Source organism: Brevibacterium paucivorans (assembly GCF_016907735.1).
Taxonomy (GTDB): domain Bacteria; phylum Actinomycetota; class Actinomycetes; order Actinomycetales; family Brevibacteriaceae; genus Brevibacterium; species Brevibacterium paucivorans.
Window position 1 is genome coordinate 536,112 of record NZ_JAFBCP010000001.1, and the last position, 25,608, is coordinate 561,719.

20 protein-coding genes and 1 tRNA gene are annotated in these 25,608 nt (G+C 58.8%); 1 reads left to right on the forward strand and 20 read right to left on the reverse strand.

Annotation, left to right across the window (positions count from 1 at the left end):
• Positions 1–39: 39 nt before the first annotated feature.
• The 19 genes from JOE56_RS02585 to mfd all read right to left on the reverse strand — a co-directional run bounded on the left by JOE56_RS02585 (position 40) and on the right by mfd (position 24,233).
• Positions 40–609, reverse strand: coding sequence for a hypothetical protein (locus JOE56_RS02585; protein ID WP_204514694.1), 570 nt, complete (start codon positions 607–609; stop codon positions 40–42).
• 24 nt (positions 610–633) lie between these two features.
• On the reverse strand, positions 634–2,694 hold the full coding sequence (glgX, locus tag JOE56_RS02590) for a glycogen debranching protein GlgX (RefSeq protein ID WP_204514695.1): 2,061 nt from the start codon (positions 2,692–2,694) through the stop codon (positions 634–636).
• Positions 2,691–4,130: a glycogen synthase GlgA gene (gene glgA / locus JOE56_RS02595; RefSeq protein ID WP_204514696.1), complete on the reverse strand. Its 1,440-nt coding sequence runs from the start codon at positions 4,128–4,130 to the stop codon at positions 2,691–2,693. The genes glgX and glgA overlap by 4 nt, the downstream gene beginning before the upstream one ends.
• The gene (gene glgC / locus JOE56_RS02600; RefSeq protein ID WP_204514697.1) at positions 4,130–5,428 is read right to left on the reverse strand and encodes a glucose-1-phosphate adenylyltransferase; all 1,299 of its coding nucleotides are present in this window, start codon (positions 5,426–5,428) and stop codon (positions 4,130–4,132) included. Before glgC ends, glgA begins: the two co-directional genes overlap by 1 nt.
• Complete coding sequence (glgB, locus tag JOE56_RS02605; protein WP_204514698.1) at positions 5,425–7,638, reverse strand: 1,4-alpha-glucan branching protein GlgB; 2,214 nt, start codon at positions 7,636–7,638, stop codon at positions 5,425–5,427. Before glgB ends, glgC begins: the two co-directional genes overlap by 4 nt.
• 104 nt (positions 7,639–7,742) lie before the next feature.
• Complete coding sequence (locus tag JOE56_RS02610) at positions 7,743–10,181, reverse strand: glycogen/starch/alpha-glucan phosphorylase (protein WP_239530348.1); 2,439 nt, start codon at positions 10,179–10,181, stop codon at positions 7,743–7,745.
• 694 nt (positions 10,182–10,875) lie between these two features.
• Complete coding sequence (locus JOE56_RS02615; protein WP_204514700.1) at positions 10,876–11,181, reverse strand: hypothetical protein; 306 nt, start codon at positions 11,179–11,181, stop codon at positions 10,876–10,878.
• Between the two features lie 423 nt (positions 11,182–11,604).
• Positions 11,605–11,678: transfer RNA gene (locus tag JOE56_RS02620), tRNA-Leu, on the reverse strand.
• A gap of 67 nt (positions 11,679–11,745) precedes the next feature.
• Entirely contained in the window at positions 11,746–13,119 is a 1,374-nt protein-coding gene (locus JOE56_RS02625; RefSeq protein ID WP_204514701.1) for an NAD(P)/FAD-dependent oxidoreductase, read from the reverse strand.
• Between the two features lie 55 nt (positions 13,120–13,174).
• Positions 13,175–13,306 (reverse strand): hypothetical protein, encoded by a 132-nt coding sequence (locus JOE56_RS11430; RefSeq protein ID WP_275577196.1) that lies wholly within the window; start codon positions 13,304–13,306, stop codon positions 13,175–13,177.
• A gap of 38 nt (positions 13,307–13,344) precedes the next feature.
• Positions 13,345–14,537, reverse strand: a protein-coding gene (locus tag JOE56_RS02630) for an IS3-like element IS3502 family transposase (RefSeq protein ID WP_204514702.1) whose coding sequence is annotated in 2 segments (ribosomal slippage) — positions 13,345–14,249 and positions 14,249–14,537 — 1,194 coding nt in all. Because the reading frame shifts where the segments join, the coding sequence is not laid out codon by codon here.
• A 49-nt stretch (positions 14,538–14,586) separates the two neighbouring features.
• Complete coding sequence (locus JOE56_RS02635; protein ID WP_338028612.1) at positions 14,587–15,768, reverse strand: S8 family peptidase; 1,182 nt, start codon at positions 15,766–15,768, stop codon at positions 14,587–14,589.
• A complete protein-coding gene (locus JOE56_RS02640; protein ID WP_204514703.1) occupies positions 15,761–16,696 on the reverse strand; it encodes a Ppx/GppA phosphatase family protein in 936 nt (311 codons plus the stop codon). The genes JOE56_RS02635 and JOE56_RS02640 overlap by 8 nt, the downstream gene beginning before the upstream one ends.
• Positions 16,696–17,196: a DUF501 domain-containing protein gene (locus JOE56_RS02645; protein WP_204514704.1), complete on the reverse strand. Its 501-nt coding sequence runs from the start codon at positions 17,194–17,196 to the stop codon at positions 16,696–16,698. The genes JOE56_RS02640 and JOE56_RS02645 overlap by 1 nt, the downstream gene beginning before the upstream one ends.
• A 2-nt stretch (positions 17,197–17,198) precedes the next feature.
• Positions 17,199–17,663 carry an FtsB family cell division protein gene (locus JOE56_RS02650; RefSeq protein ID WP_204514705.1) on the reverse strand — a complete coding sequence of 155 codons (465 nt, stop codon included), beginning with the start codon at positions 17,661–17,663 and terminating at the stop codon, positions 17,199–17,201.
• Positions 17,664–17,777: 114 nt separating this feature from the next.
• Positions 17,778–19,058, reverse strand: coding sequence for a phosphopyruvate hydratase (gene eno / locus JOE56_RS02655; protein WP_204514706.1), 1,281 nt, complete (start codon positions 19,056–19,058; stop codon positions 17,778–17,780).
• 42 nt (positions 19,059–19,100) lie between these two features.
• Positions 19,101–19,850 carry a tyrosine-protein phosphatase gene (locus tag JOE56_RS02660; RefSeq protein WP_204514707.1) on the reverse strand — a complete coding sequence of 250 codons (750 nt, stop codon included), beginning with the start codon at positions 19,848–19,850 and terminating at the stop codon, positions 19,101–19,103.
• Entirely contained in the window at positions 19,828–20,631 is an 804-nt protein-coding gene (locus JOE56_RS02665; protein ID WP_204514708.1) for a MazG nucleotide pyrophosphohydrolase domain-containing protein, read from the reverse strand. The genes JOE56_RS02660 and JOE56_RS02665 overlap by 23 nt, the downstream gene beginning before the upstream one ends.
• Positions 20,628–24,233 carry a transcription-repair coupling factor gene (gene mfd, locus JOE56_RS02670; protein ID WP_204514709.1) on the reverse strand — a complete coding sequence of 1,202 codons (3,606 nt, stop codon included), beginning with the start codon at positions 24,231–24,233 and terminating at the stop codon, positions 20,628–20,630. The genes JOE56_RS02665 and mfd overlap by 4 nt, the downstream gene beginning before the upstream one ends.
• 31 nt (positions 24,234–24,264) lie before the next feature.
• Between mfd and JOE56_RS02675 the strand changes: the two genes are divergently transcribed.
• A complete protein-coding gene (locus JOE56_RS02675; RefSeq protein ID WP_204514710.1) occupies positions 24,265–24,984 on the forward strand; it encodes a rhomboid family intramembrane serine protease in 720 nt (239 codons plus the stop codon).
• Here JOE56_RS02675 and pth read toward each other — a convergent pair.
• On the reverse strand, positions 24,981–25,565 hold the full coding sequence (gene pth, locus JOE56_RS02680) for an aminoacyl-tRNA hydrolase (RefSeq protein WP_204514711.1): 585 nt from the start codon (positions 25,563–25,565) through the stop codon (positions 24,981–24,983). The two genes, JOE56_RS02675 and pth, sit on opposite strands and share 4 nt — an antisense overlap.
• Between the last annotated feature and the right edge of the window lie 43 nt (positions 25,566–25,608).

A 25,608-nucleotide genomic window follows, 5' to 3' on the forward strand; every position in this document is an offset into this window, starting at 1 on the left:
CTATAGCTTCAGCCTAATCGATGCGGAACTTCTGCGATGTCAGTGAAGGTCGGCTTTCTTGGGGGTGACGGTGAACCCGTTGTCCTTGTGGGTACACGACACTCCCCCGTCGTCCGTGACAGTACACGTGGTGTCGTGGGCGGTGAGTTTCACACCGGCTGGCAGTTCCTGGCCACCTTCGGGTGCCTCTTCGGTGGCCATGTAGGTGTACGTGGGATTGGTTGCGGCAATGAACTTCGCGGGCTTTCCATAATCAAACCCAACAGCGTTAGCCTTCTCTTTCTGCCCGTATGCATTCTTGAGTTCAGGCGCGTCGTCGGGGAGGTTCTTTGAGTTGCACCCCACGAATGTGTCCGCGATTGTGCACGAGTACGAACGGTCCGCGTTGCTGAAGTAGTAGTTGTCCTCGGTACCTTTGACAATTCCGCGATAGGCGTCCGCGTCTGCCTCCTCACCCTTGGGTTCAGGTGCAGGGGGCGCCGAGGTGGCAAGCGGTTTCTTTGCAGGGTTGGGGTTCGAGGGTTGCTCGTTGTCGCTTCCGCACCCTGCGAGCGCGAGGGTCAGGCAGGCGGTGGTGGCGAGTAGAGCACGGTGAGGTGAGAGGTTCATATTCCTATTTCTATGGCATGTTTCTTATGGGGATGACAAAACGATGACGGACTGTGCGGGGGCCACGTAGTGATCCGTGAAGTCCCCGTGCGCGTCCTCATTTGTTGAGTCTAGTTCGAGGTGCCAGGAAGTCTGCGTAGGCAGGGCCACCTCCGTTTCGTCTCCCACGTTGAGGATGAGAAAAACGCAACCCGTCAGCTCTTCGCCAGAGCGGTAGCCTGCAACACCTCGGATCTCGACACCCAGTGCCGTGAGTTCCGGGTCATGCCAGTCGTCGTCGGTGGGTGTCTGTCCATCTGCCTTGAACCATTGGATATCAATGTGGCCGTCTTCGCGCGTACCACCGTGGAGGAAGTTCCTCTGTCTCAGAAGTGGCAGACGAGCCCGCATCGCGGTCAGTCGTGAAATGAACTCAACCTGGGAGCGTTCTGTCCAGTCAATCCAACCGATTTCGTTGTCTTGTGCGTACGCGTTGTTGTTTCCGCCTTGCGAGTTGCGCAGTTCATCACCTGCTAACAGCATGGGGACGCCCTGGGATACGAACAGGGTTGTGAGCATTCCTCGGATTCGACGCTCACGGGCCTCGTTGATGGCCGGGTCGTCGGTGAGGCCTTCTGCTCCCATGTTGTCGGAGACGTTTTCGTTGTGCCCGTCGCGGTTGTCTTCACCGTTAGCTTCGTTGTGTTTGTCGTTATAGGACACCACGTCGTTGAGGGTGAAGCCGTCGTGGGCGGTCAGTAAGTTGATCGAGGAACTCGCGCTACGTCCCGAGTGGTCAAACAGGTTTGCCGAGCCGGTCAGGCACGAACCCATGTCGGCGGTTCCTAAGCTTTCACCGCGCCATGCGCGCCGGACTTTGTCGCGGTAGCTGTCGTTCCATTCCTTCCACGGGTACGGGTAGTGGCCCAACTGGTAGCCGTCAATTCCCAGGTCCCACGGTTCAGCGATGAGTTTCACTCCCGCTAGCAGAGGGTCTTGTCGCACGGTGTAGAAGAACGGCGAGTTGGGCGTGAAGTGGTCTTCCGTGCGACCCAAAGTGCTGGCGAGGTCAAACCGGAAACCGTCGATTCCGTATCGAGTTACCCAGTGGCGCATGCTGTCCAAGACCAGCCGGATCACCATGTCAGAATCGGGGTTGAGCGAATTGCCGGTACCTGTGACGTCCACATAGTGCCGTCCGCCGTCCGTGAGCTGGTAGTACCCCGTGTTGTTGAGCCCGCGGTAGCTCAAGGTGGGGCCCATTTCGCTTCCCTCACCGGTGTGGTTAAAAACGATGTCCAAGATGACTTCGATTCCAGCTTCGTGAAGCGTGTGAACCGCATGCCGAATTTCAGCATCCGCGTCGCGGTGTGCGTATCGAGTCTCAGGGGCCTGCCACGCTACGGGCTGGTAGCCCCAGTAGTTGCGCTTGTCTTGACGCACCAAGAACTCGTCGTCAATGAACGTTTGAATGGGCAGAAGCTCCAGAGCCGTGACGCCCAGTTTCTTCAAGTGTTCCACAATGACCGGGTGCGCCAGGGCGGCATACGTCCCCCGAATGTCTTCGGGAATATCCGGGTGTAGCTGCGTCAAGCCCTTCACGTGCGCTTCGTAGATGACCGTGTCGCTCCACGGGTGAATGGGCCGGTTCGTCTGAGGGTCGGGACCTTCCGCCGGCCCCTGAACGATCGCTTTGGGTATCACTGGGGCCGAGTCACGGTCGTCTTGCACCATGTCGTCTCCCGGGCCCACCGCATATGCGTTCATGAGGCCGTCCCACGACACAGGCCCGGTCAACGCTTTTGCATACGGGTCGATCAGCAACTTGGCCGGGTTGAAGCGCAGCCCGTTTTCAGGTTGGTGCGGTCCGGTCGCGCGCAATCCGTAGCGCGTGCCTTGAGTGATTCCTTCGACGTGGGCGTACCACACACCGCCGTCACGGTATGGGACGGCAATTCGCTGTTCGTCTTCTGCGTCAGTGAACACGCACAGTTCGATCAAGGTGGCATCCGGGGCCCACACTGCGACGTTTGCACCAGTTTCAGTGAGAGTTACCCCCAGTGGCCATGACCGGCCCACACTGACTCGGGAATTTTGTTCAGTCACGCGGTAAGCCTTTCAAACAGCTCTGCGTACACGCACGCAGAGGACTCCCAGCCCACCGGCGTGCGCATTCCTCTGCGCAGAATCGACCGCCAGACTTTCTTCTGGGCAAATAGTTCCGTTGAGTATGCGAGCGCTTCGGAAAGCCCCTGAGTGCTGATATCGGAGAAGGTGATTCCGGTGGCGGTTTTGGCCTCAATGTTTTCCGCCGAGGCGTGGGTCACCGAATCTTTGAGACCTCCGGTTGCCGCCACAATAGGGACGGCTCCGTACCTGAGCCCATACATTTGTGTGAGCCCACACGGTTCGAACCGGGACGGCACCAAAACGGAATCGCCACCGGCGTACATGCGGTGGCTCAACGGTTCGTCATACCCAATTCGTACACCCACAGAACCAGGGAACCTGCGGGCCAAGTCGTGGAGCGCACTTTCATACCCGGGATCTCCCGATCCCAGAACAGCTAGGGAACCACCTCGGGCAACATATTCAGGAACCGCGTCAATCAACATGTCGATTCCCTTTTGGTGCGCCAACCTGGTGACCACCACGGACAGCGGCCCTTGTGGTTTAGCCAGGCCGAACTCAGCGATCAGCGCTTTGCGGTTTTTCTTCTTGCCTTCTTGGCCAGACGCCGAATACGGCACCACGTGAGGGTCGTTTTCTGGGTCCCACACACGTAGGTCAATTCCGTTGAGAATCCCGAACATTTCACCGCGTTCCGCGCGCATTCGGATGACACCGTCTAGACCAAAACCCCACTCTGGCGACTCGATCTGGCGAGCATACGACGGGCTCACCGTGTTCACCGCAGACGCATGCACCATGCCAGCTTTGAGCGCGCTGACAGTGCCGTGGTATTCCAGAGCATCCGGGTGGAAGTCCCATGTAGGCAGGTTCACGCGGTCCAACTGGTCGGGGCCAAAAATTCCTTGGAACGCGATGTTGTGCAAGGTCATCACGCTTGGTACCGGGGTTCCAGCGTATTTCAGGTAAGACGGCACCAAGCCGGCTTGCCAATCGTGGGCGTGGACGACCTCGGGCACCCACCCATCCTTGGTACCTTCCACGGCCAGCCGGGAACCTACCCACGACAGGGCTGCGAACCGCACGTGGTTGTCCGGATAGTCGTGACCGTCGACGTTGTAAGGGCCGCCTTCGCGATCAAAAAAGTGCGGGGCGTCCAACAACAGGTACTCAACGTCGTTGAACGTGCCCAACAGGACGCGGGCGGGACCGCCGAACAGGTCATCGGTTTCCCACTGAACACTGGTGCTGTCCGCCCGGTCAGCTAAGCCCGGGTACGCCGGCATCAGGACGCGACTCTCCCACCCCAGTGGGAGAAGAGCGGAAGGGAGAGCACCAACCACATCGGCCAAACCGCCCGTTTTGACAAGTGGCGCCGACTCACTTGCCACGGACAGAACGCGACGCGCCATCACAACCCCAGTTCAGCAGCTCGCCGGTCCAGCATGGGCTGAGTGACGAGAACGACGCCGCTGTCCGTGCGCCTAAACCAGCGAGCGTCTTCCTCGGGGTCCTGCCCCACAACTAGGCCTTCGGGAATGACCACGCGGGAGTCCAGGACGCAGTCGGTCAGTTGTGCCGACCGGTGGATCTGGACACGGGGCAAGGCCACGACTCGTTCGAGTGACGAGTATGAGTGGACGCGCGACCCTGTGAAAAGCAGGGAGTGGCGCACGTCTGAACCGGAAATAATACAGTCGCCGGAGATGAGGGATTGGATCGCCTGACCGCGCCTACCTTCGTCGTCGTGGATGAACTTGGCCGGTGGGGTCAGTTCCGAGTACGTCCAAATGGGCCAGGAGTTGTCGTACATGTCCAGGGCCGGGATGAAATCCGTGAGGTCGATGTTCGTCTGCCAGAACGAGTCGATGGTTCCCACATCGCGCCAGTACGGTTCGGTTTCCAGGCCACCCATCACGCAGGAGTCACTGAACTTGTGAGCGTGTGCGTACCCGTTTTGCACGATGTGCGGGATCAGGTCGTGGCCAAAGTCGTGGCTGGAGTCCACGTTTTCTGCATCTTCCTGGAGGAGCTCACGCAGGAACGACCACTTGAAGACGTAGATCCCCATGCTGGCTAGCGCCAGTTCAGGGTTGTCTGGCATTCCGGGTGGATCCGCCGGCTTTTCCAGGAAGTCGATGATACGCCCGGTTTCGTCGGTGTGCATGACGCCAAACGCGCTAGCTTCTTCACGTGGCACAGTCAAGCACCCAACCGTGACATCAGCGTCGGTTTCAACGTGCTGGCGCAGCATGATTTCGTAGTCCATCTTGTACACGTGGTCACCGGCGAGCACGATGATGTACTCGACGTTGTAGTCGTCCACGATGTCGATGTTTTGGGTCACCGCGTCCGCGGTTCCCAAGTACCACTTGGTTTCGGCAACGCGCTGGCTGGCAGGCAGGATGTCGAGGTATTCGTTGCGTTCGGCGCGGAAGAAACCCCACCCGCGCTGCAGGTGCCGGATCAGCGAGTGTGCCTTGTACTGAGTGGCCACTGCGATCTTTCGGATTCCCGAGTTCACCGCGTTGGACAGCGGGAAGTCAATAATGCGTGACTTACCCCCAAAGTGTACGGCTGGTTTGGCACGCCGGTCGGTGAGTTCCTGCAGGCGTGATCCACGGCCTCCGGCCAAAACAAAGGCCATTGCCTGGCTGGTCAAACGGGGGGCTGCCCCACTCGAGTTTCCGATGACACTGGTTGGACTCATGATTGATCCTCAACAAAGTAGATCGCGGACAGTGGGGGCAGGGTGAGTAGGGCGGATTGGGCTTCTGTTCCACACGGCACGGGCTCGGTGTCAATTGCTCCGCAGTTGCCACGGTTGGCCCCGCCGTAGTGGGAAGAGTCGGTATTGAGCGCTTCGTGCCAGCGACCAGGCACGGGGAACGCGATCCGGTAGTTGGTGCGTTCAACAGGGGTGCAGTTGAGAACCACAACGACGTGAGGGTCTCCGGGATTACCGCGACGCATCCACGCGATGACCTGGTCATCTACCGCTTCAAGCAGGAGCCACTGGAAGCCTCGCGGGTCCGTGTCCAGGGCGTGCATCGCAGGCTGGTCGCGGTAAAACAGGTTCAGGTCACGGACCACGTTCTGAACGCCCACATGGCCGGGGTCGTTCAAGGTGTTCCAGTCCAAGCTGGCTGAGTGGTTCCATTCGTGGTGCTGCCCAAACTCTTGTCCCATGAACAAGAGTTTTTTGCCCGGAAACGCCCACATGTACGCGTAAAACAACTTCAGGTTGCCCAACTTGTCCTCATGTGACCCAGGCATGCGCTGGTACATGGACCCTTTTCCGTGAACCACTTCGTCATGGCTGATGGGCAACACGTAATTTTCCGAATACGCATACGTCATACCGAACGTGAGCTGATTCTGGTGGTACTTGCGATATACGGGGTCCTTTGCGAAGTACTCCAAGGAGTCATTCATCCAGCCCAGGTTCCACTTGTAACCGAATCCCAGGCCACCAGCGTGGACCGGCTTCGTCACACCGGGGAACGCAGTGGATTCCTCGGCTACGATCGCAACTGATTCGTCAGCACCGTAGGCGGCGGTGTTGGTCCGCTGAAGGAAATTGATGGCTTCGTAATTTTCGCGTCCGCCGTCGCGGTTAGGCACCCACTCGTTATCCTTGCGCGAATAGTCCAGGTAGATCATCGACGCGACGGCATCGACGCGTAAACCGTCCAAGTGGTACTCGCTGAGCCAATACAAGGCATTGGACACCAGATAACTCAACACTTCTGGACGGCCATAGTTGAAGATAAGTGTGTTCCAGTCAGGGTGAAAGCCCTGACGTGGATCAGCGTGCTCATACAAGGCCGTGCCGTCGAAGTTGCCCAGGCCGTGCGAATCGGTGGGGAAATGCCCCGGCACCCAGTCGGCGATCACGCCCAGGCCGCGCGCGTGTGCCGCATCAACAAACGCTTGAAACTCCTCCGGGGTGCCGTAGCGGATGGTTGGCGCATACAGACCAATTGGCTGATACCCCCACGAACCGTCGAACGGATGCTCACTCACCGGCATGATCTCGATGTGGGTGAATCCCATGTGGTGGGCGTAATCGACCAGTTCGTCCGCAAGTTCACGGTAGGACATGAAACGTTCACCGTGCTGGTCACGTACACGCTTCCACGAGCCTAAGTGGACTTCGTAAATGCTCACCGGCGCCGAGGTGGCAAAGGCTTCTCCGCGGACCTCCAGCCAGTCGCTGTCCGTCCAGGTGTGGGCGTCGATGTCGCGCACCACCGAGGCGGTGTGTGGCGCATGTTCGCTACCGAATCCAACAGGGTCGGCCTTCAGGGGAAGTTGCCCGTTTTCCCCAAGAATGGAGTACTTGTACGTCTCCCCCGCCCCCAGACCAGGGATGAAAAGCTCCCATACCCCGGTAGCACCTCGGGAGCGCATGGGGTGGGCCGTGTGGTCCCAGCTGTTGAAGTTACCAACGACCGAAACGCGCTTGGCGTTTGGCGCCCACACAGCGAAATGGACGCCGGGGACTTCTTCGTGGGTGATGAGGTGAGCTCCCAAGGCGCGCCACAACTGGTGGTGGGTACCTTCGCTCAAGAGGTATTCGTCGATTTCACCCAAAACTGGGCTGAAACGGTACGGGTCGTGACGTTCCTCTACATGACCGCCGGGCCACTGGATGCGCAAGCGGTAGTAGGGCACATATGGCCCGTGGAAAACCGTTGGTGCGGACGCGTACGGTTTGAGTTCGTGGGACTCGGAGTCATTGACTGCCCACACACGTTCCGCGCCGGGGATGTGGGCCACGACCTCGGCCTGGTCTGCGCTGGGCCCCAGAACCGAAAACGGGTCCCAATGCCTGCCTTCAACGACAGCCTGGATTTCAGCGGGCGCCGGACCGACCTCGGTCACACCGTCCGAATCTGAGGTGATATCCCTGGCCACGTTCTCTCCTCGTCGCTCGCCCCTACTGTCATTCAACCACAGCAGGTGACGGGGCACACGAAAAGTTCGACGAGTTCAGGCAAAGTTCACTCGTGCTTACAGCGTTACAGCGCTGAATCAACGTTCCAAATATTGGCCATGTATTCGCGTACCGAACGGTCCGAACTGAAGTACCCCATGTTCGCGATGTTGAGCACGCTGGCTTTCTGCCAGGCCCGGGTGTCCTGGTACGCTTCGTCGACTCGGGTTTGGGCCTGATCGTAGGAGTCGAAGTCGCTAGCGACCAGGAACCAGTCGGAGTTCCACATGTTGTCGACCAGGTCGCCGTAACGGTGTGGTTCGTCCGGGCTGAACGTGCCTTCTGCAACGGCTTGGAGAATGTCGCGCATAGGCTGGCTTGCCTCGATGGCCTTTCGGCTGTGATCCGGTTGTTCCCTGCGTTGGGCCACTTCTTCAGTGGTCATGCCAAAGAGGAAGAAGTTGTCAGCGCCCACCTTTTCGCGGATTTCGACATTGGCGCCGTCCAGCGTTCCGATTGTCAGCGCTCCGTTGAGTGCGAACTTCATGTTTCCGGTTCCGGAGGCCTCCATGCCGGCAGTCGAGATCTGTTCGGACAGGTCGGCGGCTGGGATGAGTTTTTCGGCCATGGACACGTTGTAGTTCGGTGGGAACACCACTTGGAGGAGGTCCTTGGTGTCTGGGTCGTTGTTGACCACTGCTGCGACGTCGTTGATCAGGCGGATGATGTCCTTTGCCATGACATAGCTCTGTGCAGCTTTCCCACCGAACAGTTTGACGCGTGGCACCCAGCCGGCGGACGGGTCGCGCTTGATGCGTTGCCAGCGGGCAATAGTCCAGAAGATGTTGAGCAGCTGGCGCTTGTATTCGTGGATACGTTTGACCTGTACGTCAAAGAGCCCGGTGACGGGGATGTCGATGTCGTGGTGGTGGTTGAGCCAGTCTGCGAGCCGGTTTTTTGCCGCGTGTTTGGTTTCGCCAAATGCGGTGAGGAAGTCGTCGTTGTCCGCGTACTCAGCGAGCTGAGTGAGCCGGTCAAGGTCGGTTTCCCAGCCTGTGCCAATGGCTTCCGTAATAAGTGCGGAAAGGTCCGGGTTGGCAAGTTTGAGCCACCGCCGAGGTGTCACCCCGTTGGTGACGTTGATGATCCTTTCGGGGTGGCGGCTGTTGAAGTCGGGGAAGAGGTCACTGCGAATGAGGTCAGTGTGAAGGGCTGACACACCGTTGACGCGGTGGCTGGTGAGGAACGCCAGGCTACCCATGTTCACGTGACCGTCGTCGAGGATGGAACTTGGCGGTTCGAGTGGACCGTGTAGCTCGATTTCGCGGTGCTCGATCTTTTCGATGAGGTCCATGTGGCGTGGGAGGACGTGGCGCATAAGGTCAACCGACCAGCGCTCAAGTGCTTCTGGGAGGAGTGTGTGGTTGGTGTAGCCCAGCACTTGTGTTGCGATGTCAGCGGCGGTTTCGAATTCGAACCCGTGATCGTCGATGAGCAGGCGGATGAGTTCCGGGCCTGCGATCGCCGGGTGTGTGTCGTTCATTTGAATCGCTGCGAAGTCTGGGAGCTGACGCAGGTCGTCGTGGGTGGAGAGGAAGCGACGCAGAATGTCCTGCACCGAGGCCGAGGTGAGGAAGTACTCCTGGCGCAGGCGGAGTTCTTTTCCGGTGTCGGTGGTGTCGTTGGGGTAGAGAACTCGGGACAGGCTGCGTGCGAGTGCTTCGGCGAATGATGCACGGGCCAGGTGTCCGGCGTTGAACTGGTTGAGGTCGAAGTACTTAGCGCTGGGCTTGGCCGCCCATAGGCGTAGGGTGTTGGCCCAGTTGCCGCCGTAGCCCACGATTGGGGTGTCGTGGGATTCTGCGACGACGTGCTGTTCGGGCACCCAGATTGTTGCGCCGTTGTCGTCTTGGAGGTGGCCGCCAAAGAGCACGCGGTAGGCCGCTTCGGGGCGGGTGAAGTTCCAGGGGCTGTCGTTGGCCTGCCAGTCTTCTGGTGTTTCGATTTGGACACCGTGGTCAAAGCCTTGTTTGAACAGGCCGTGTTCGTAGCGGATGCCGTATCCGTACGCGGGGCATGCCAGGGTGGCGGTGGATTCGAGGTAGCAGGCGGCCAGGCGGCCCAGTCCCCCGTTACCCAGGGCGGGATCGGGTTCGTCTTCTGCGATGTCATGGAAGTCGAGACCCAGGCTTGTCAGTGCTTCGTTGACGATGCTGAAAATGCCCAGGTTGATGGCGGTGTCTTCCAGGAGGCGTCCGGTGAGGAACTCCATGGACAGGTAGTACACGCGTTTGTGGTCGGTGTCCCATGTGGTGCGGGTTGCGCGGAACCACGGGCTGATTGCGCGGTCGCGCACTGCGTAGGACAGGGCGATTCGCCAGTCGAATTTTGAGGCGTGGGCTGGGTCTGAACCTACTGAGTACTGAAGGTGGTGAAGCAATGAGGAGCGGAAACCTTCAGCGGTGATTTCTGGAAGCTCCAGAGCATCGGTGTCGACGTTGTGAACTTTGAGCCGTTCAGACATGGGTCCCCTGACAGTTAAACCACGGTTGTTGGCGCGCGTTTTGCGCACGCGTTCTTATCGTAAATGACGTGGTGAGTGAAAAGCGCGTTAGCCACCGACCGTTCACACGGGGTTCACCCGAAGTGATTGGGGGCATCCGACGCGGGACAATACGGCGTAAAGCGAGCGAAACTACGCATTATGTTGCGTAGTTTCGCTCGTATTGCGCCGTCTGGGCTTGGCTTAATGCTTCGGAACGCTTCACTTGGTCTGCCTTCTCACGAAGATGAGACACACCCAGAACCTGTGAGGTCATCGTGCGCACGAAAGCCGTTTACTCTACAACCTTCGCGGAGGGTTGTAGAGTAAACGTCCCTTTTGTTCGTTTTGTTCACGTTTTCTGACCAAAATCGGCACGTTACTCTACACACCTAGTCCAACGCAGCGCAGAGCTGTAGAGAAAACCGCCAGACGTGTTTGCCATACACCTGGCACACCCGCCTCATAACCCCCTGGCGGTAAAAAAGGGGAAAACACTGTGTTCAATGCTGATGTACCGAATCTCAACAGGTTGGTAAGATTGAAGTAGGAGTGGGGATACCCCCGCGCAAGCCTTGTAATAACAGGCCACCTGAAAGCGCGGGCAATGTGCCCCACTTCGTTCATTCCAACAAACGTATTTCTACCAGCACGCGCCCATCACTGCTCATAACGCTTAAGTGTCAGGCTGTACTGCTGAAGCCTTCGCTCGGATTTCGTCCTGCCACTCCATGAACTCTTCAAACTCCTGTTCAAGATCAAACCGTTCAGGAAGATCACGGAACTGCTCAACCAAATGATCCGGCCAGAGAAGACCCTCACCACAAGCCTGCGCGTACAGTCCCATCAGCGCCGCATGCGTCTCGTTATGCTCAATCAGCGAATCAATATCTGACAGGTCTTCATCCGTGAGACTGAGTTTCTCGACAAGGAAAGCTCTAGCGTCGTCAGTGAGCTTGTCTAATTCATCTGGCCTGCGCATCGGCTATCTCCTTTCCTCATCGACACAGAGCAAATTTACTATACGAGCTTTGCCCTTTGCGTTTGAAGCTACAGCAACACGAACGCAACGCCTGTTTACAAAACTCAACACACGAAACGCGCTTAGGTTCCCGGCAATCTATCCGCGATGGCAACCGAAGAACAGACTCTGCCACTTCACCGATGCCGTGTTGCGGCCACCTCGGGCATCGAGGCGCGTTTGGCTACAGTCGAATCTGCCGAGTGTAGCCAAACGACCACCAAATACCCCCATTTAGTGACCCGCATCACTCTTGCGGGAACTTTTCGATACACTCGAGCCCCAAAACCGAACTCGAGTGTATCGAAACGACGCAACACATCAACGCCCCAGTACACAAAAATCTCGGGGCATCGAGTGAACGACGTCCCGAGACTTCGCGTGTCCCCCCAGTGGGACTCGAACCCACACTGGATCGATTTTAAGTCGACTGTCTCTGCCGATTGGACTATGGGGGGCAGGGTTTTACCCTACAACAGTTTGAGAGGCGACCACACACGTGGTCGCCTCTCACACGTCTAACGCTTACTTGTTAGCTGGCTCCTTGCGAGGAGCTGGCTTAGAGTGAGCAGCTTCTACGAAGCTCTTGCGTGGCACGTCCAGGTCCTTCAACGCGGTGAGGTCGCGACCAGCAACGAAGTTGAGGAACCAGTTGGTGAACACGCGGAGCTTGCGGTCCACGGTAGGAATCGCGTAGCCGTGGTAACCACGGTGCATGAGCCATGCGAGGAAGCCACGGGTTTCGAAGTCACCCATCTGTGCGACACCCTTGTACAGACCCATACCGGCAACCGCACCCAGTGACTTGTGGAAGTACTGGCGGAATTCGGTTTCGCCACGCAGAGCAGCCAAGATGTTAGCGGCCAGAACAGGAGCCTGGCGCACAGCGTGCTGAGCATTTGGCACGCAGTACCCACCTCCACCGCCACCGGAGAGGTCTGGAACAGCAGCGTTGTCACCAGCACCCCATGCGCCTTCAACAACACCGTTTTCGTCTTCAACACGCAGGTCAGCGCGAACCGTGAGGCGACCGCGGTCGTCCAGCGGAAGGTCCGAGTCAACCAGCAGTGGGTTAGCCTTCACACCGGCGTTCCACACGATGGTGTCAGCGTCGAACTCTTCACCGTTCGACAGCTTGCAACGCTTGTTGGTGCAGTCCTGCAGGAAGGTTTCCAGGTATACGTCAACGCCACGTTCACGCAGGTGGTCAACAACCCAGCGTGCCTGCGCTTCGCCAACTTCTGGCATCACGCGAGGTGCCGCTTCAACCAGAACGAAGCGAACGTCGGCTTCGGTGAGGGTTTCGTGCTGGGCAACAGCCGAACGCACCATGTCTTCAATTTCAGCGAGCGCTTCGATTCCAGCGAATCCACCACCGACGAAAGCAAACGTCAGAGCCTTGCGACGTTCTTCGTCGTTCTCCATGAGAGCTGCGAGGTCGAGCTGGTTGAGGATGTGGTCGCGCAGAGCAACAGCTTCTTCAATGCGCTTAACACCAATAGCTTCTTCGTCCAGACCTGGGATCGGCAGTGCGCGTGCAACCGAACCGGCGGCCAGCACAATGTGGTCGTAGTCCAGTTCGAATGCTTCGTCACCTTCAGGCTCGACAACCGCGTACTTCTTTGCGTGGTTGATGGAGCGAACGTAACCGGTGACAACTTCTGCACCCTTGAGGTTGCGGCGCAGTGGAACCACAGCGTGGCGTGGTTCGATCGAACCGGCAGCAACTTCTGGAAGGAACGGCTGGTAAGTCATGTATGGGTTGGGGTCAACAACGGTGACCGTTGCTTCACCTCGACCCAGGTTCTTCAACAGGTTCTGGGCGGTGACCAGTCCGAGGTAACCGCCACCTACTACGAGGACACGTGGACGCAATTTGCTATTACGAATCAAAGCCATGGTCTCATGCTATCGCTTGATGCGATCTTTCACGAACGCGCACCCAAAATGTTCATCACGTCTTTTCCGAGGCGTTTTTTCGTCGCCGGTTTTGCGACTGCCACGCGATCGCCCCAACCACAATCAGCGTGGCTCCTACGCCCATGAGTGGCACGTAGAACGGGCCCGGCCCCCGGAAAGTAGACACCGTGGGGGTGAAATTATTGGCTTTACTCTAGCGCATTGTTAGGAAGCGTGAGTTTCGTACTCAATGGGTGTGAGGTACTTGCACCAGGAATGCCTTCGGGTGGTGTTGTAGCGCGCACACCATGCGAAGACGTCGCGCCGGCAGACTAGCTGATTGGAAAAGACTTTCTGGTCTTTGAGCACTTCTCGTTTCAACGCCGCGTTAAACGACTCCGCGAGTGAATTATCAGCGCTGCTGCCAACTGCTCCCATCGACTGGGTGACGTTGAGTCTTCGGCAGACAGCCTGAAACTGCGATGAGGTATACACGCTGCCATGATCTGAGTGGAAGATCGCCCCGGAGAGACTGCCACGGGTACGGCGAGCATGCTCGAGCGCTTCTTCGACGAGGTCGGTGCGCATGTGGTCTGCGATCGCGAAGCCGACGAGCATCCGCGAGTAGCAGTCAATCACAGAAGCCAGATACATATTCGACCCGTCTGCGATCGGCAGATAGGTAATATCGCCGACGAGGATCCTATTGGCAGCTGGCGCAGTGAAGTTACGCTTGACCAGGTCAGCGAATATAAAGCGATGACGCTCACGCTGCGTTGTCGTGACCTTACGTTTTTTCGTGTAGCCGCGCAGCTGAAGCTTCCTCATAATCCGGGCGATGCGCTTATGGTTGACCGGTCCGGTGCTACTGTACGCATCGTTGAAAGTCAGCTCGGCGGCAATGCGTTTTGCGCCGTAGAGCTGCCTCTTGTCGTCGAAGATGGCCTGGACCTTGGCTCCGAGTATGGCATCATCAACCAGTCTGCGGTGCCGCTGGGCGCTGCTAGCTTTCCATTTGTAGTAGGAGCTGCGGTTTAACCCGAGTACGGTGCACATCCGCTTGACCGAGTAATCGGTGCGGTGGTCATCAACGAACCGGAAGCGGATCACCAGTTCGTCTCTTCCATGAAATATTTGGCTGCCTTACACAAAATATCGCGTTCTTCTTTCAGGCGGGCGTTTTCCTGTTGCAGCTGACGTAGCTTCTCAGCATCGGTCAGTTGCCTCGCACGATCAGCACGTAAGCCCGCTGAAAGCTGGGGTTTCGTGCCAGTTCCGTACTTATCAACCCATACGCGAAGCGTGGAGCGGTTGATCCCTAAATCAGCGGCCGCAGCGTTCAACGACACCTGTGGATCGTTCTCGTACATCGCGACCGCGTCGAGCTTGAACTGATCCGAATAAACCTTCCTAGGCATGGAGGTAGATTACCTTTCCCCGACTCAACACAGCCGGAATCAGAGGTGTCTACCAAACAGGGGTCAGGTCCAACCATGGGAGTTCGTTTCGGTCGTGTGGGGTGGGTTGATGGGCCGAGGTGGTTCCCGGTTTGTCTGCTGAGTCGACGATGGCGTCTTGGCCGGGTTTGGGCGACTGCTGGGCGCGACGGTGCATGCGTACCCATTCTGCGAGCTCGTCTTTTGCCGACGCCACTTTCTTGCCAGGCCGAGCCTCAAGGGCAGCCACGGGGTCGATACGCCCGTACCCAACGATCGGATCGACGGGTTTCTTCTGGTCGTGGTCCTTGACAGGTTTCGCAGTAGACGTCATGACTTCCACCACCTGATCGGCCGAATAGTCGGGATGTTTGGAACGAATGAGAGCAGCCACACCGGACACAAAGGGGGCAGCGAACGAACAACCTTCCGCCTCGGCGTACCCACCCTCATAGTACGGAACCGGAATTTTCTGGGCCGGCCCCATGAGATCCACGGCAATACCTGGAGCGGTTGATTCCGAATCAAGCGAGCCGTCTTTTTTCAGGCCCCCAACACCTACAACTCCGGGAACCGTGGCCGGCGACCATGCACGGGTCGCACCCTGGGAGGCGTTACCCACGCACGCAATGATCACGGCGTCCTTCTTGTATGCGTAAGCGAACGCTTCATCCCACTGTTCTGGCCACGCGGGATCTGCCCACCCTAAGGACATGTTGATGACTTTGGCACCGTTGTCCACCGACCATTTGATCGCGTCAGCCGCCTGCTCGCGCGAAGAAGGCGCATCCGACGGCCCGCCTGAACCCAGCCACATGGATGCCGACAGAAGTTCAGCGTCTGGTGCTACACCTCGCGGCCCCAGATTGGAACCGTTACCTGCGATCACACCCGCAACGGCGGTACCGTGACGCACGGTGTCTTTGGGCCCCACGGGCGTTTGACCGTCGGTATTTGACCCGGAGAAGTCTTTTGCGCCCACAACTTTGCCCGTGAGGTTTTCGTGATCGCCTTTCACCCCGGAGTCAATGATGGAGACTTTGACGCCTTTCCCAGTGGTACTTTCCCAGGCTTTGTCGATTCCGTACGACTCAATGAACCACTGACCTGGCGACGCCTTCGGGGCAGCCTGTGCCGGCGCACCGGGGCTCAACAGCGAACCACCCAGGGCCAGAATTGCGACAGAACACAGGATCTGGCGGAGTTTAGGCACGTGACCTCGCCACGCCGAGCGCAATTCCGTCCAAAATGTCGGTTTCACTGGTGCGAATCGTGAGTCCCGGCGCATCGGCGACAATGCGCGTAATGAGGCGAGAGAACACGGTCGCGCCGGCACCAATGACATCAACGCGCCCGGGATGCATGTACGGTAGCGCAGCCCGTTCCTCACGTGTCATGGTGGCGAGCTTCTGACAGGTACCCAGGGCACGGTCCACCTCAAGTTGCGCGCCGTGAATGGCGTGCGGGTCATACGCTGGCAGATCCAAATATGCCGCCGTGACCGTGGTGATAGTCCCGGCTACTCCCACCAGAGTGCGTGCCTGCGAGGTCTCGACTGTTTGGCGTGCGCGGTCATACCACTCGTCAATGTCGGCCACCGCCGCCGCGATTTCCTGCTCGGTAGGCGGGTTTGAGTGCATGTGGCGTTCCGTCATGCGCACGCACCCGATGTCCATCGAAAACGCACTGTCAACGACGTCCGTGCCCAGCACTAACTCGGTTGAGCCGCCACCCAGGTCCATGACGAGTGCCGGGTAGTCCACGCTGGCACCCAGCCCGGCGGTTGCTCCGATGAAAGACAGTTCGGCTTCTTCTTCACCAGTGATGACTTCCGCGTCGATGCTCAAGCGTTCGCGTACGCCGGCAAAGAACGTTTCGCGGTTGGCGGCATCGCGGGTGGCCGAGGTGGCAACGAAGCGGACGTGTTCCGCACCGTGGCCTGTGATGAGTTCAGCGTATTCGTCGATTGCTGCGAAGGTTCGTTCGAGTGCCTCTGGGGCAAAAGCGCCCGTTGCGTCGACGCCTTGCCCTAGTCGCACAACGCGCATTTCGCGCACCACATCGGTTAGCGCGGTGCCATCTGTGTCGGCGATGAGGAGGCGGATTGAGTTGGTTCCGCAGTCGATCGCAGCAACTCGCATTATTTTTGCACCCCCGGAACGTTGTTCATTCGTTCAATTGCACGGTCACCAATAGGGTTGACACCCGGCCCGGCAGCGAGCGCGTGACCAACTAGAGCGTGCAGACATTTCACCCGGTTGGGCATCCCGCCGGCGGAAAAGTCGGCGATTTCTTCGACGAACTCGATACCGGCTTCGTCTCCCAGTGTTTTGCGGTCGCTCAAGTACGCGCGGTGAGCCTCCACGTACTGGGCAGCCAGCTCCTCGTCCTCTGCAAGCTCTTGAGTCCACTCCGACATGATCCCGGAGGCCTCGAGGCGTGAACATTCCGCAACATAAGCGGGGTGGGTCAAATAGTAGGTTGTGGGGAACGGCGAGCCGTCTTCAAGACGAGGTGCTGTTGCAATAACGAGTGGTTCCCCGGTGACTGATCGAGCAGCGATACCAAGTACTCCCCTGGGGATACGGCCCAACTGTTGGCGCACAATTTCTAAATCTGCCTTACTGGCCAGGCCAACCATTGTTATTCCTCCGTTGCTAGCCCCACGGTCTTGAGAGAGTCCGAAAGTTCAACATACCAGGGACGTTGCCGTTCACCTTTATTTGCCTGGTTCGTTGAAGCGTGCTCATTCTTGTCAGATTCTACGATAAAGATCTTTTCGCCCGGTTTGGCGTAATGGTATTCGTCCCGCGCACGCCGTTCCATGTACTTGGGGTCTTTAAGATCCCGTTGTTTCTTCTCAAGGTCTTTGATCTCTTGTTCGGTCGCTTCGTTATCGCGTTCCAAAGCACTGATCTGTTGTGCTTGCCGGATACCTGTGCTCACAGTGGGCACGAACATGAGCCCGACCAGAAGAAAAACTGCCACGAGGGTCGCTTTGCGCCCAAAGCTCAAACGCTTGCGACGCGTTGGGCGACCAGAGGTTGATGTGCGACCGGAAGTTTCTGAGGACGAGGTCGCACGGCGACTCTGCGGTTTCTTGCTCATGGGACCTCGTCATTCGCGCGTAGGGGAAGGGAAAAGCACGACACTTGTAGTGTGCCGTGCTTTTCCTCAAACGCGAAGGCTATTCGCGGGTGTGTTGATTATCCGCGGAGCTGTTTATGCGTTGAAACGTGGGAACGCGCTAGCTCCTGCGTAACGAGCTGCATCACCCAAGAACTCTTCGATCACCAGCAGACGGTTGTACTTGGCTACACGTTCCGAACGAGCAGGCGCACCGGTCTTGATCTGTCCGGCGTTGGTAGCTACTGCAAGGTCGGCAATCGTGGTGTCTTCGGTTTCACCGGAGCGGTGGGACACCATGGTGGTGTAGCCGTTGGTGTGTGCCAGTGCAATAGCTTCCAGAGTTTCGGTCAGGGTACCAATCTGGTTGACCTTCACCAGAAGTGAGTTAGCGGCACCCTTTTCGATACCGGTCTGCAGGCGTTCAGGGTTGGTCACGAAGAGGTCGTCACCCACCAGCTGAACTCGGTCGCCCAAGGTTTCCGTGAGGTGGACGTATCCGTCCCAGTCGTTTTCGTCCAGTGGGTCTTCGATTGAAACAAGCGGGTACTTTTCCACGAGTTCGGTGTAGTACGCAGTCATTTCTTCCGCGGACTTCTGCGCACCTTCGAAGGAGTACGAACCGTCCTTGAAGAATTCACTGGACGCAACGTCAAGAGCGAGTGCAATGTCCTTACCTGGTGTGCGACCGGTCGCCTGGATTGCTTCAATGATGAGGTCGAGTGCCTGCGCGTTGGATTCGAGGTTAGGCGCAAACCCACCTTCGTCACCCAGGCCAGTTCCCAGACCCTTGGCCTTGAGAACCTTCTTAAGTGCGTGGTAGACCTCGGCACCCCACTGGAGTGCTTCGCGGAAGGTCGCTGCACCAATAGGCGCGATCATGAATTCCTGGATGTCAACGTTGGAGTCGGCGTGCGCTCCACCGTTGAGGATGTTCATCATGGGTACGGGCATGACGTGTGCGTTGGGGCCACCCAGGTAGCGGAAAAGTGGGAGATCTACGGACCGGGCTGCCGCGTGAGCTGCTGCAAGTGAGGCTCCCAGGATCGCGTTGGCGCCCAATCGTTCTTTGTTTGACGTTCCGTCGAGGTCGATCAGCGTCTGGTCGATAATGCGCTGGTCGTCGGCTTCGATACCTGCAACTGCGTCGTGGATCTCGTCGAGGACAGAGTCAACAGCGGACAGGACACCCTTGCCGTCGTAGCGTTCTGGGTCGTTGTCGCGAAGTTCAACAGATTCCCATTCACCGGTTGATGCACCGGAAGGGACGCATGCGGAACCGATTGCTCCGTCCTCCAGAAGGATCTCAACTTCGACAGTGGGGTTGCCGCGGGAGTCTAGGATTTCACGAGCGTTAGCCGCGATGATCTGTGCCATGGTGTCTCCTTTTACACACGTCGAGAGGCTTCAGTCGTAACTCTAATCTACAAGCAGTTTCTGGCGGAGCAGATCCGGCGTTTTTGTGTTCATTCCACCCGATAAAAGGAACTGCTCCACTCCCCCGAATTCGTCGTCTACTCGCCGCAGCATGTTGTCCATGTAGACGCGTGGAGCTTGGGTTGCGGTCTCTGACAGGTTGGCCACAATGCCCGCGTTTGCGAAGTTTGCACTGATGGCAGCCAAAAATTCTTCGCCCAAGAATTGCTCTGTGGCGTTGTAGTCGGTCACCACATCGTCGCGCGCGACCCCTACGAGTTCGTGGATGAACGCCGTGACCACCCCGGTGCGGTCTTTTCCAGCCGAACAGTGGTACACCAATGGCCCTTGGGCATTGGCAACCAGGTCAATCACGTGCGCGACGTTGAGGGCAAAATGATCGAGCAGAACACCGTACAAGGTCTCCAAGTCACGCTTCTCAAGCACAATCCGGTCTGGTCGTTCACGGTCAGCGGGGTAGAGCCGGTTGCCAAACAGTGGCGCGTGAACGTGGTTGACCTGCAAATCTCCCAGCGCATTGGGCGCGTTAGTGCGTTCCCGCTCTTCACGCAGGTCGATCACCGTGACAATCCCCATCTCCTGCAGACGTGCCCGCGCGTCGTCAGTCAAAGAAGACAGCCCGTCTGAGCGAAACACCTTGCCCTGCGCCACGCGACCAGCGGGCGTGTCCCAGCCCCCAATGTCGCGGAAGTTAAATGTCCCGCCGATCTCAATGCGTGTCGGTTGATGCACGACTACCTCTTTCGTCGATAAGTGCGTCGGTGGCGCGACGCAAAGCTCCTTCGGCGTCAATCCCGTGCGCGTGCGCTTTCTGGACAACTGCTAACAGTTCCTGGCCTATGGCGGTTTCTGTGACATCTTCGTCCGCAGGCTCCGGTGTACCGGGAACGTCCTCGCTACGCCCTGCGCTCAGGTCCACCCGGTCTAAGCGGCCCAGTACCGCTTGCGTCCGGGCGAGCGCCGGCATGCTGGCTGGGATCGACGCGCATGCGTCACGGGCCAAGTTATCACCCTCGTGCGCATCTTCAGTGACATCGTCTTCAGTGGCGTCGTTGCGGGCGTCCCGTTTTTCGTCTGCTTTGATGCGTTCATAGGCCCGTTCGACATCCTCGATGCTGGTAGGGCCGGTGGTCTCAAAAACGTGCGGGTGACGCCGGACCACTTTCGCGCGCAACCTGTCCCCCACCTCGGTGATGGCGCGGGGGCTCACGTAGTTTCCGGTGGGTGGGCACGCCGAGGTGGGTGTCGCGTTGGGCTGGTCGAGCAGTGCCGCGTGGAAAAGGACCTGATATGCCACATCGCCCAGTTCCCCGACTAGTTCCGAGCGGGTCGCGGAGCCGGGGTTTGTGGTGTACTCCTCGATCGCGTCGAGCAGTTCGTACGTCTCTTCTAACAGGTACGGGGCCAGGCTGGCATGCGTGTGCGCGGCCGCCCAGGGGCAGCGAGCACGCAAGTAGGCAACGACCTCGGCCGTTGACAGGGTTTCAGGGTCGACCGGCTCCCACTGCGTCACGACTCCCCCTTTTCGCCGCCGCCACTGTCTGGCTTATCGTCGCCTGCCGTTTCACTGTCCGCCTTTTCGACCGGCAGGATCGCGTTGAGGAACTTCATGCACCACTCCAGCAGGGCCACGTCCGTGACGTCGCTGGCGGCGAATCCCTGTCCCGAGGTGGGTTTGGGTACCAGCACGGAACGCACCGCGGGTTTGATGAGGGACCGCGGGTAGAGGCGTTTGAGTCGTACGACTTGCGAATCGGCGAGTTCCACGGGTCCGAATCGGATGTTGTTTCCTTGCGCAACGATGTCGCTGATTCCGGAGGCGCGTGCGCGGATACGCAGGCGGGCGACATCGGCCAGCACCGCGACTTCTGGCGGGTACGGCCCGTAGCGGTCGGTGAGTTCGGCGAGGACTTCTTGCACAGCAGTCTCATCGGTTGCCGTTGCCAGTTTGCGGTACGCCTCCAAGCGCAACCGTTCCTGCTCGACGTAAGTGGTTGGCAGGTGCGCGTCGATGGGGAGCTCGATCCGCATTTCCGGGAGCTCTTCTTCTGCTTCACCCTTAAAGTTAGCGACCGCTTCACCCACCATGCGCACATACAGGTCGAAGCCCACGCCTTCGACGTGCCCGGACTGTTGGCCGCCCAGCAGGTTCCCGGCACCTCGGATTTCGAGGTCTTTCATCGCCACCTGCATACCCGCGCCCAGTTCGGTGTGGGCGGCAACGGTTTCGAGGCGGTCGTGAGCGGTTTCGGTCAGTTCGATGTCGGACGGGTAGAGGAAGTACGCATATGCGCGCTCCCGGCCACGGCCCACGCGGCCCCTGAGCTGGTGGAGTTGGGACAAGCCCATGCGGTCGGCCCGGTCCACGATCAGCGTGTTGGCGTTCGCAATGTCGATTCCGGTCTCCACGATCGTGGTGCAGACCAACACGTCGTACTGCTTTTCCCAGAAGTCGACAATCACTTTTTCCAACTGCTGTTCGCCCATTTTTCCGTGCGCAACAGCGATGCGAGCTTCCGGAACAAGTTCGGCTATCCGGGTGGCTACCGCATCAATATCTTGGACACGGTTGTGGATGAAGAACACTTGACCTTCGCGCAAAAGTTCACGGCGAATCGCTGCAGTGACCTGCTTTTCCTCATATTTGCCCACGTAGGTGAGCACGGGGTGGCGCTCCTCCGGCGGAGTGGCCAGTGTAGACATTTCACGGATTCCCGTCACAGCCATTTCCAGCGTGCGTGGAATCGGAGTCGCACTCATCGCAAGCACGTCCACATTTGTGCGCATCGCTTTGAGTGTCTCTTTGTGCTCCACCCCAAAGCGCTGCTCTTCGTCAATGATGACAAGGCCCAGGTTTTTAAAACGCACTTCACCGGACAGCAGACGGTGAGTTCCGATCACCACATCGAGCTTGCCGGAATGAATGTCGTCCTTGGTCTGCTGTGACTCCTTTGGAGTCTGGAAACGTGAAAGCTTACCCACTGTGACGGGGAATCCCGCGTACCGTTCCCTAAACGTCTCAAAGTGCTGTTGAACCAACAAAGTGGTGGGAACCAGCACCGCCACCTGCTTGCCGTCCTGAACTGCCTTGAAAGCGGCCCGGACTGCCACCTCGGTCTTTCCATAACCCACATCACCGCAGATCAGACGGTCCATGGGGAGAGGCTTCTCCATGTCCTCTTTCACCTCGTCGATCGTTGTGAGCTGGTCAGTGGTTTCGACGTACCGGAACGCGTCCTCCAGCTCCCGCTGCCACGGCGTATCCGGTGAGAACTGGAAGCCTTGCGAAGCCATGCGCGCCGAGTACAGTCGCACCAGCTCGCCCGCGATCTCCTTGACCGCTTTGCGAGCGCGCTGTTTGGTCTTCGCCCAGTCGGCCCCGCCCATCTTGTTGACGGATGGGCTCTCGCCACCCACATAGCGGGTGACCTGATCGAGCGAGTCGGACGGCACAAACAAACGGTCGCCCGGGTGGCCACGTTTGGACGGCGCGTATTCGATCACTAAGTATTCGCGGGTCAGCGAGTCCTTACCCTTGCGTGTGGTGCGCTGAACCAGCTCCACGAAGCGCCCCACTCCGTGCTGTTCGTGAACCACATAGTCGCCTGGCTTCAGGTCAAGCGGGTCCACCTGCCCACGGCGACGCCTGCGCGGAAGGGACTTACGCCCTTGGCGACTGTTCTGCACGGAACGGCCCAACACCTCGGACTCGGTGAGAACGGCAAGTTTCGCGGTCTCACTCACGAATCCCGCGTACGTGGCGGCCGTGGTCACGGTGACGGTGGCCGCCGGCGCGGGAGCCTCGATCACCGGTTCAAAGTGCGCTGGGATGTCCGCACTCGAGAACACCTCGACAAGCCGTTCGCCCGAGCCTTTACCTTCCGTGAGTACGTACACGTTCCACTCGTGCGAAACGTGGTCACGCACGTCGGTGAGCACCGCTTCAACGTCGCCTGCGTAACCGCGCGGTTCGCGGGCGTCGATCGTGACGTGGTTGTCCGTGACCTCCACCAGCTCTTCATCGCGGGCGAACCCGCCCACTTCCCACCATGGAAGGCTGAGTTGGTCTGCGGCCGTGCGGGTCTCCTCCAAAGTGCGGAAGCTCGCCGGGGACAGGTCAATGGGGGCCTTTCCTCCCGAGGTGGCAGAGGTCCACGCGGCCGCCAAGAACTCGTCTGTTGTCGCCACGAGGTCCGCTGCCCGTGTTTCGACCCTTTCGGGGGAAAGCACCACAATGCGGGTGGTGCTGGGAAGGCGGGCGAGCAGTGGTTCCATGCCGTCGGCCAGCACGGGGGCCAGCGACTCCATCCCGTCCACGGCAACACCGTCAGCGATTTTGGTGAGCATGTCGGCCGCGGCAGGGATCTGCTCAACCAGGGCCGCGGCCCGTTCGCGCACCTTCGATGACAAGAGAACCTCGCGGCACGGAGGCGCCCACACGTGGGGCACCTCGGCACCTTCTTCAGCCTCGATCGAACGCTGATCGGCAACCGAGAACCGCCGGATCTCTTCTACCTCATCGCCGAAGAACTCGACGCGCAGTGCCGAATCTTCGGTGGGCGGAAAGATGTCGATAATGCCGCCTCGGACGGCGAACTCTCCCCTTCGCGACACCATGTCGACGCGCGAATACGCCAAATGTGACAAGCGTTCAGCGAGTTCTGTCAGATCGTGTTCGTCACCCACTTTGATGGTGACGGGTTCCAGGTCACCCAGCCCTTTCACGATCGGCTGTAAGAGCGCGCGAACCGTGGTGACGACGACGGACAGTGGACGTTCGCCGGGGTGGCTGAGCGCGCGCAACACGGACAGGCGCTTACCCACTGTGTCCGACCGGGGCGAAAGGCGTTCATGTGGCAGGGTTTCCCAGCTGGGGAAGAACGCAACAGATGAGGGAGCCAGGTGGTCGGCGAGAGCTTCGGTAAGTTCTTCGGCTTCCCGCCCTGTCGATGTCACGGCCACTACAGGAGCGGTCGCGCTTGCTTGAGCGATGAGGAACGGCCACAGGCCCTTCACCACATCGATGGACCCTCCTGGATCTGTTTTGAGGGCATCGACGGCTTGGGTGAAGCCGGGGAGTTCGGACACGCTTGCAGAGATTCCCGTCAAAGACACGCCGTCAGTCTACCTGTGAAACACTTGTTACATGAGCCAGTCGCACAAATCAGGTGACGAAGACAGTTTGGGTGCAATCGGGGTCGATGTTGCGAAACGCTTAGCGTCTCCCCTCATCATGCTCGCGGTCATGTGGCTGATCCGCATTTCTGACTTTGTGATTCCCATCCGGTTCAACGGCGCAGGACTACGGTCGTGGGACTTTTCGCACTGGTATGGGATTTTCACCATGCCGTTCTTGCACTCGTCGTGGCCTCACTTGTTGGCGAACTCGCTTCCGTTCCTGGTGTTAGGCGGGCTGGTCGTTGCCGACGGGGTTGCGCGTTTCTGGGCCGTGACAGGGATTGTCATGGTCACAAGCGCTGTTGGCACGTTTTTTCTCAACGAACCGGGTACCGTCACGGTTGGGGCCTCTGGTTTGGTGTTCGGCTATTTTGGGTACCTTGCTGTCGCCGCGTTCTTCGCACGCACGTGGTCAGGACGCATTACGCGCGGAATCATTTCCCTGGTTGTTATTGGGGTGTATGGCAGCGCCATGCTGTTTGGCGTTCTCCCCCGGTTGGGCCACATTTCTTGGCAAGCGCACCTCTTTGGGCTCATTGGCGGAGTGTGCGCAGCCTGGGTCATCCTCAAGTGGGCCGGGAACAGGAAGTCGCAACGACCTCGGGCCGGCTCCACTGGAGCGACCGGCGGGACAACAGCTGGCACCGGGGACCCGGAACTTGACGCCATCCTCCGGAACCTGGACTAGCTCTGACGCGAGTGGTACCGCTGCTGGGCTTCCGTGAGCCCTTTAAGCACCAAGTCTTCAACGGCGTCGGCACAGTCGGAGACAAAAATGGGCAGGTTTTTGCGTTCCGTACTTGAGAAGTTCTGCAACACGAAGTCTGCCGTGTCCATGCGTCCGGGCGGTCGGCCCACTCCGGCGCGCACCCGCAAGTAGTCGCGGGTACCCAGGTGCTTGCTCATCGACCGAAGGCCATTGTGCCCGCCTTCTCCCCCACCCAGTTTGAGCTTGATCGAGTCAAACGGCAGGTCCACATCGTCGTGAATAGCGATCACGTGGTCAGGGTCAATCGAATAGAAGTCAGCCAGCTGGCGCACGGGAAGCCCGGATTCGTTCATGTAGGTTGCGGACTTCATCAGGACGGACTTGGTACCCACAACCCCGCCGAGGTCGGCCACACTTGCCGCGACGGCTCGAGTTTTCGTGGACCCCAGTGTGGCCCCGCACCTGCGTACGAGTTCGTCTAGCACCATGTGTCCGATGTTGTGCCGGGTACCCGCGTAACGTGGACCCGGATTACCCAGACCAATAATCAGGTATCGCATGCCGTCCTTCGATGTAAAAAAGTGGGGTGCGCACTATGCACAC

Bases quoted from the DNA above. Each gene is read 5' to 3' on its own strand.
- JOE56_RS02625 (WP_204514701.1), bottom strand. From the start codon at position 13,119: ATGGCTTTGATTCGTAATAGCAAATTGCGTCCACGTGTCCTCGTAGTA.
- JOE56_RS02645 (WP_204514704.1), bottom strand. From the start codon at position 17,196: ATGGTTGGCCTGGCCAGTAAGGCAGATTTAGAAATTGTGCGCCAACAG.
- JOE56_RS02640 (WP_204514703.1), bottom strand. From the start codon at position 16,696: ATGCGAGTTGCTGCGATCGACTGCGGAACCAACTCAATCCGCCTCCTC.
- glgC (WP_204514697.1), bottom strand. From the start codon at position 5,428: ATGAGTCCAACCAGTGTCATCGGAAACTCGAGTGGGGCAGCCCCCCGT.
- JOE56_RS02610 (WP_239530348.1), bottom strand. From the start codon at position 10,181: ATGTCTGAACGGCTCAAAGTTCACAACGTCGACACCGATGCTCTGGAG.
- JOE56_RS02615 (WP_204514700.1), bottom strand. From the start codon at position 11,181: ATGCGCAGGCCAGATGAATTAGACAAGCTCACTGACGACGCTAGAGCT.
- JOE56_RS02675 (WP_204514710.1), top strand. From the start codon at position 24,265: ATGAGCCAGTCGCACAAATCAGGTGACGAAGACAGTTTGGGTGCAATC.
- pth (WP_204514711.1), bottom strand. From the start codon at position 25,565: ATGCGATACCTGATTATTGGTCTGGGTAATCCGGGTCCACGTTACGCG.
- glgA (WP_204514696.1), bottom strand. From the start codon at position 4,130: ATGGCGCGTCGCGTTCTGTCCGTGGCAAGTGAGTCGGCGCCACTTGTC.
- JOE56_RS02650 (WP_204514705.1), bottom strand. From the start codon at position 17,663: ATGAGCAAGAAACCGCAGAGTCGCCGTGCGACCTCGTCCTCAGAAACT.
- eno (WP_204514706.1), bottom strand. From the start codon at position 19,058: ATGGCACAGATCATCGCGGCTAACGCTCGTGAAATCCTAGACTCCCGC.
- JOE56_RS02585 (WP_204514694.1), bottom strand. From the start codon at position 609: ATGAACCTCTCACCTCACCGTGCTCTACTCGCCACCACCGCCTGCCTG.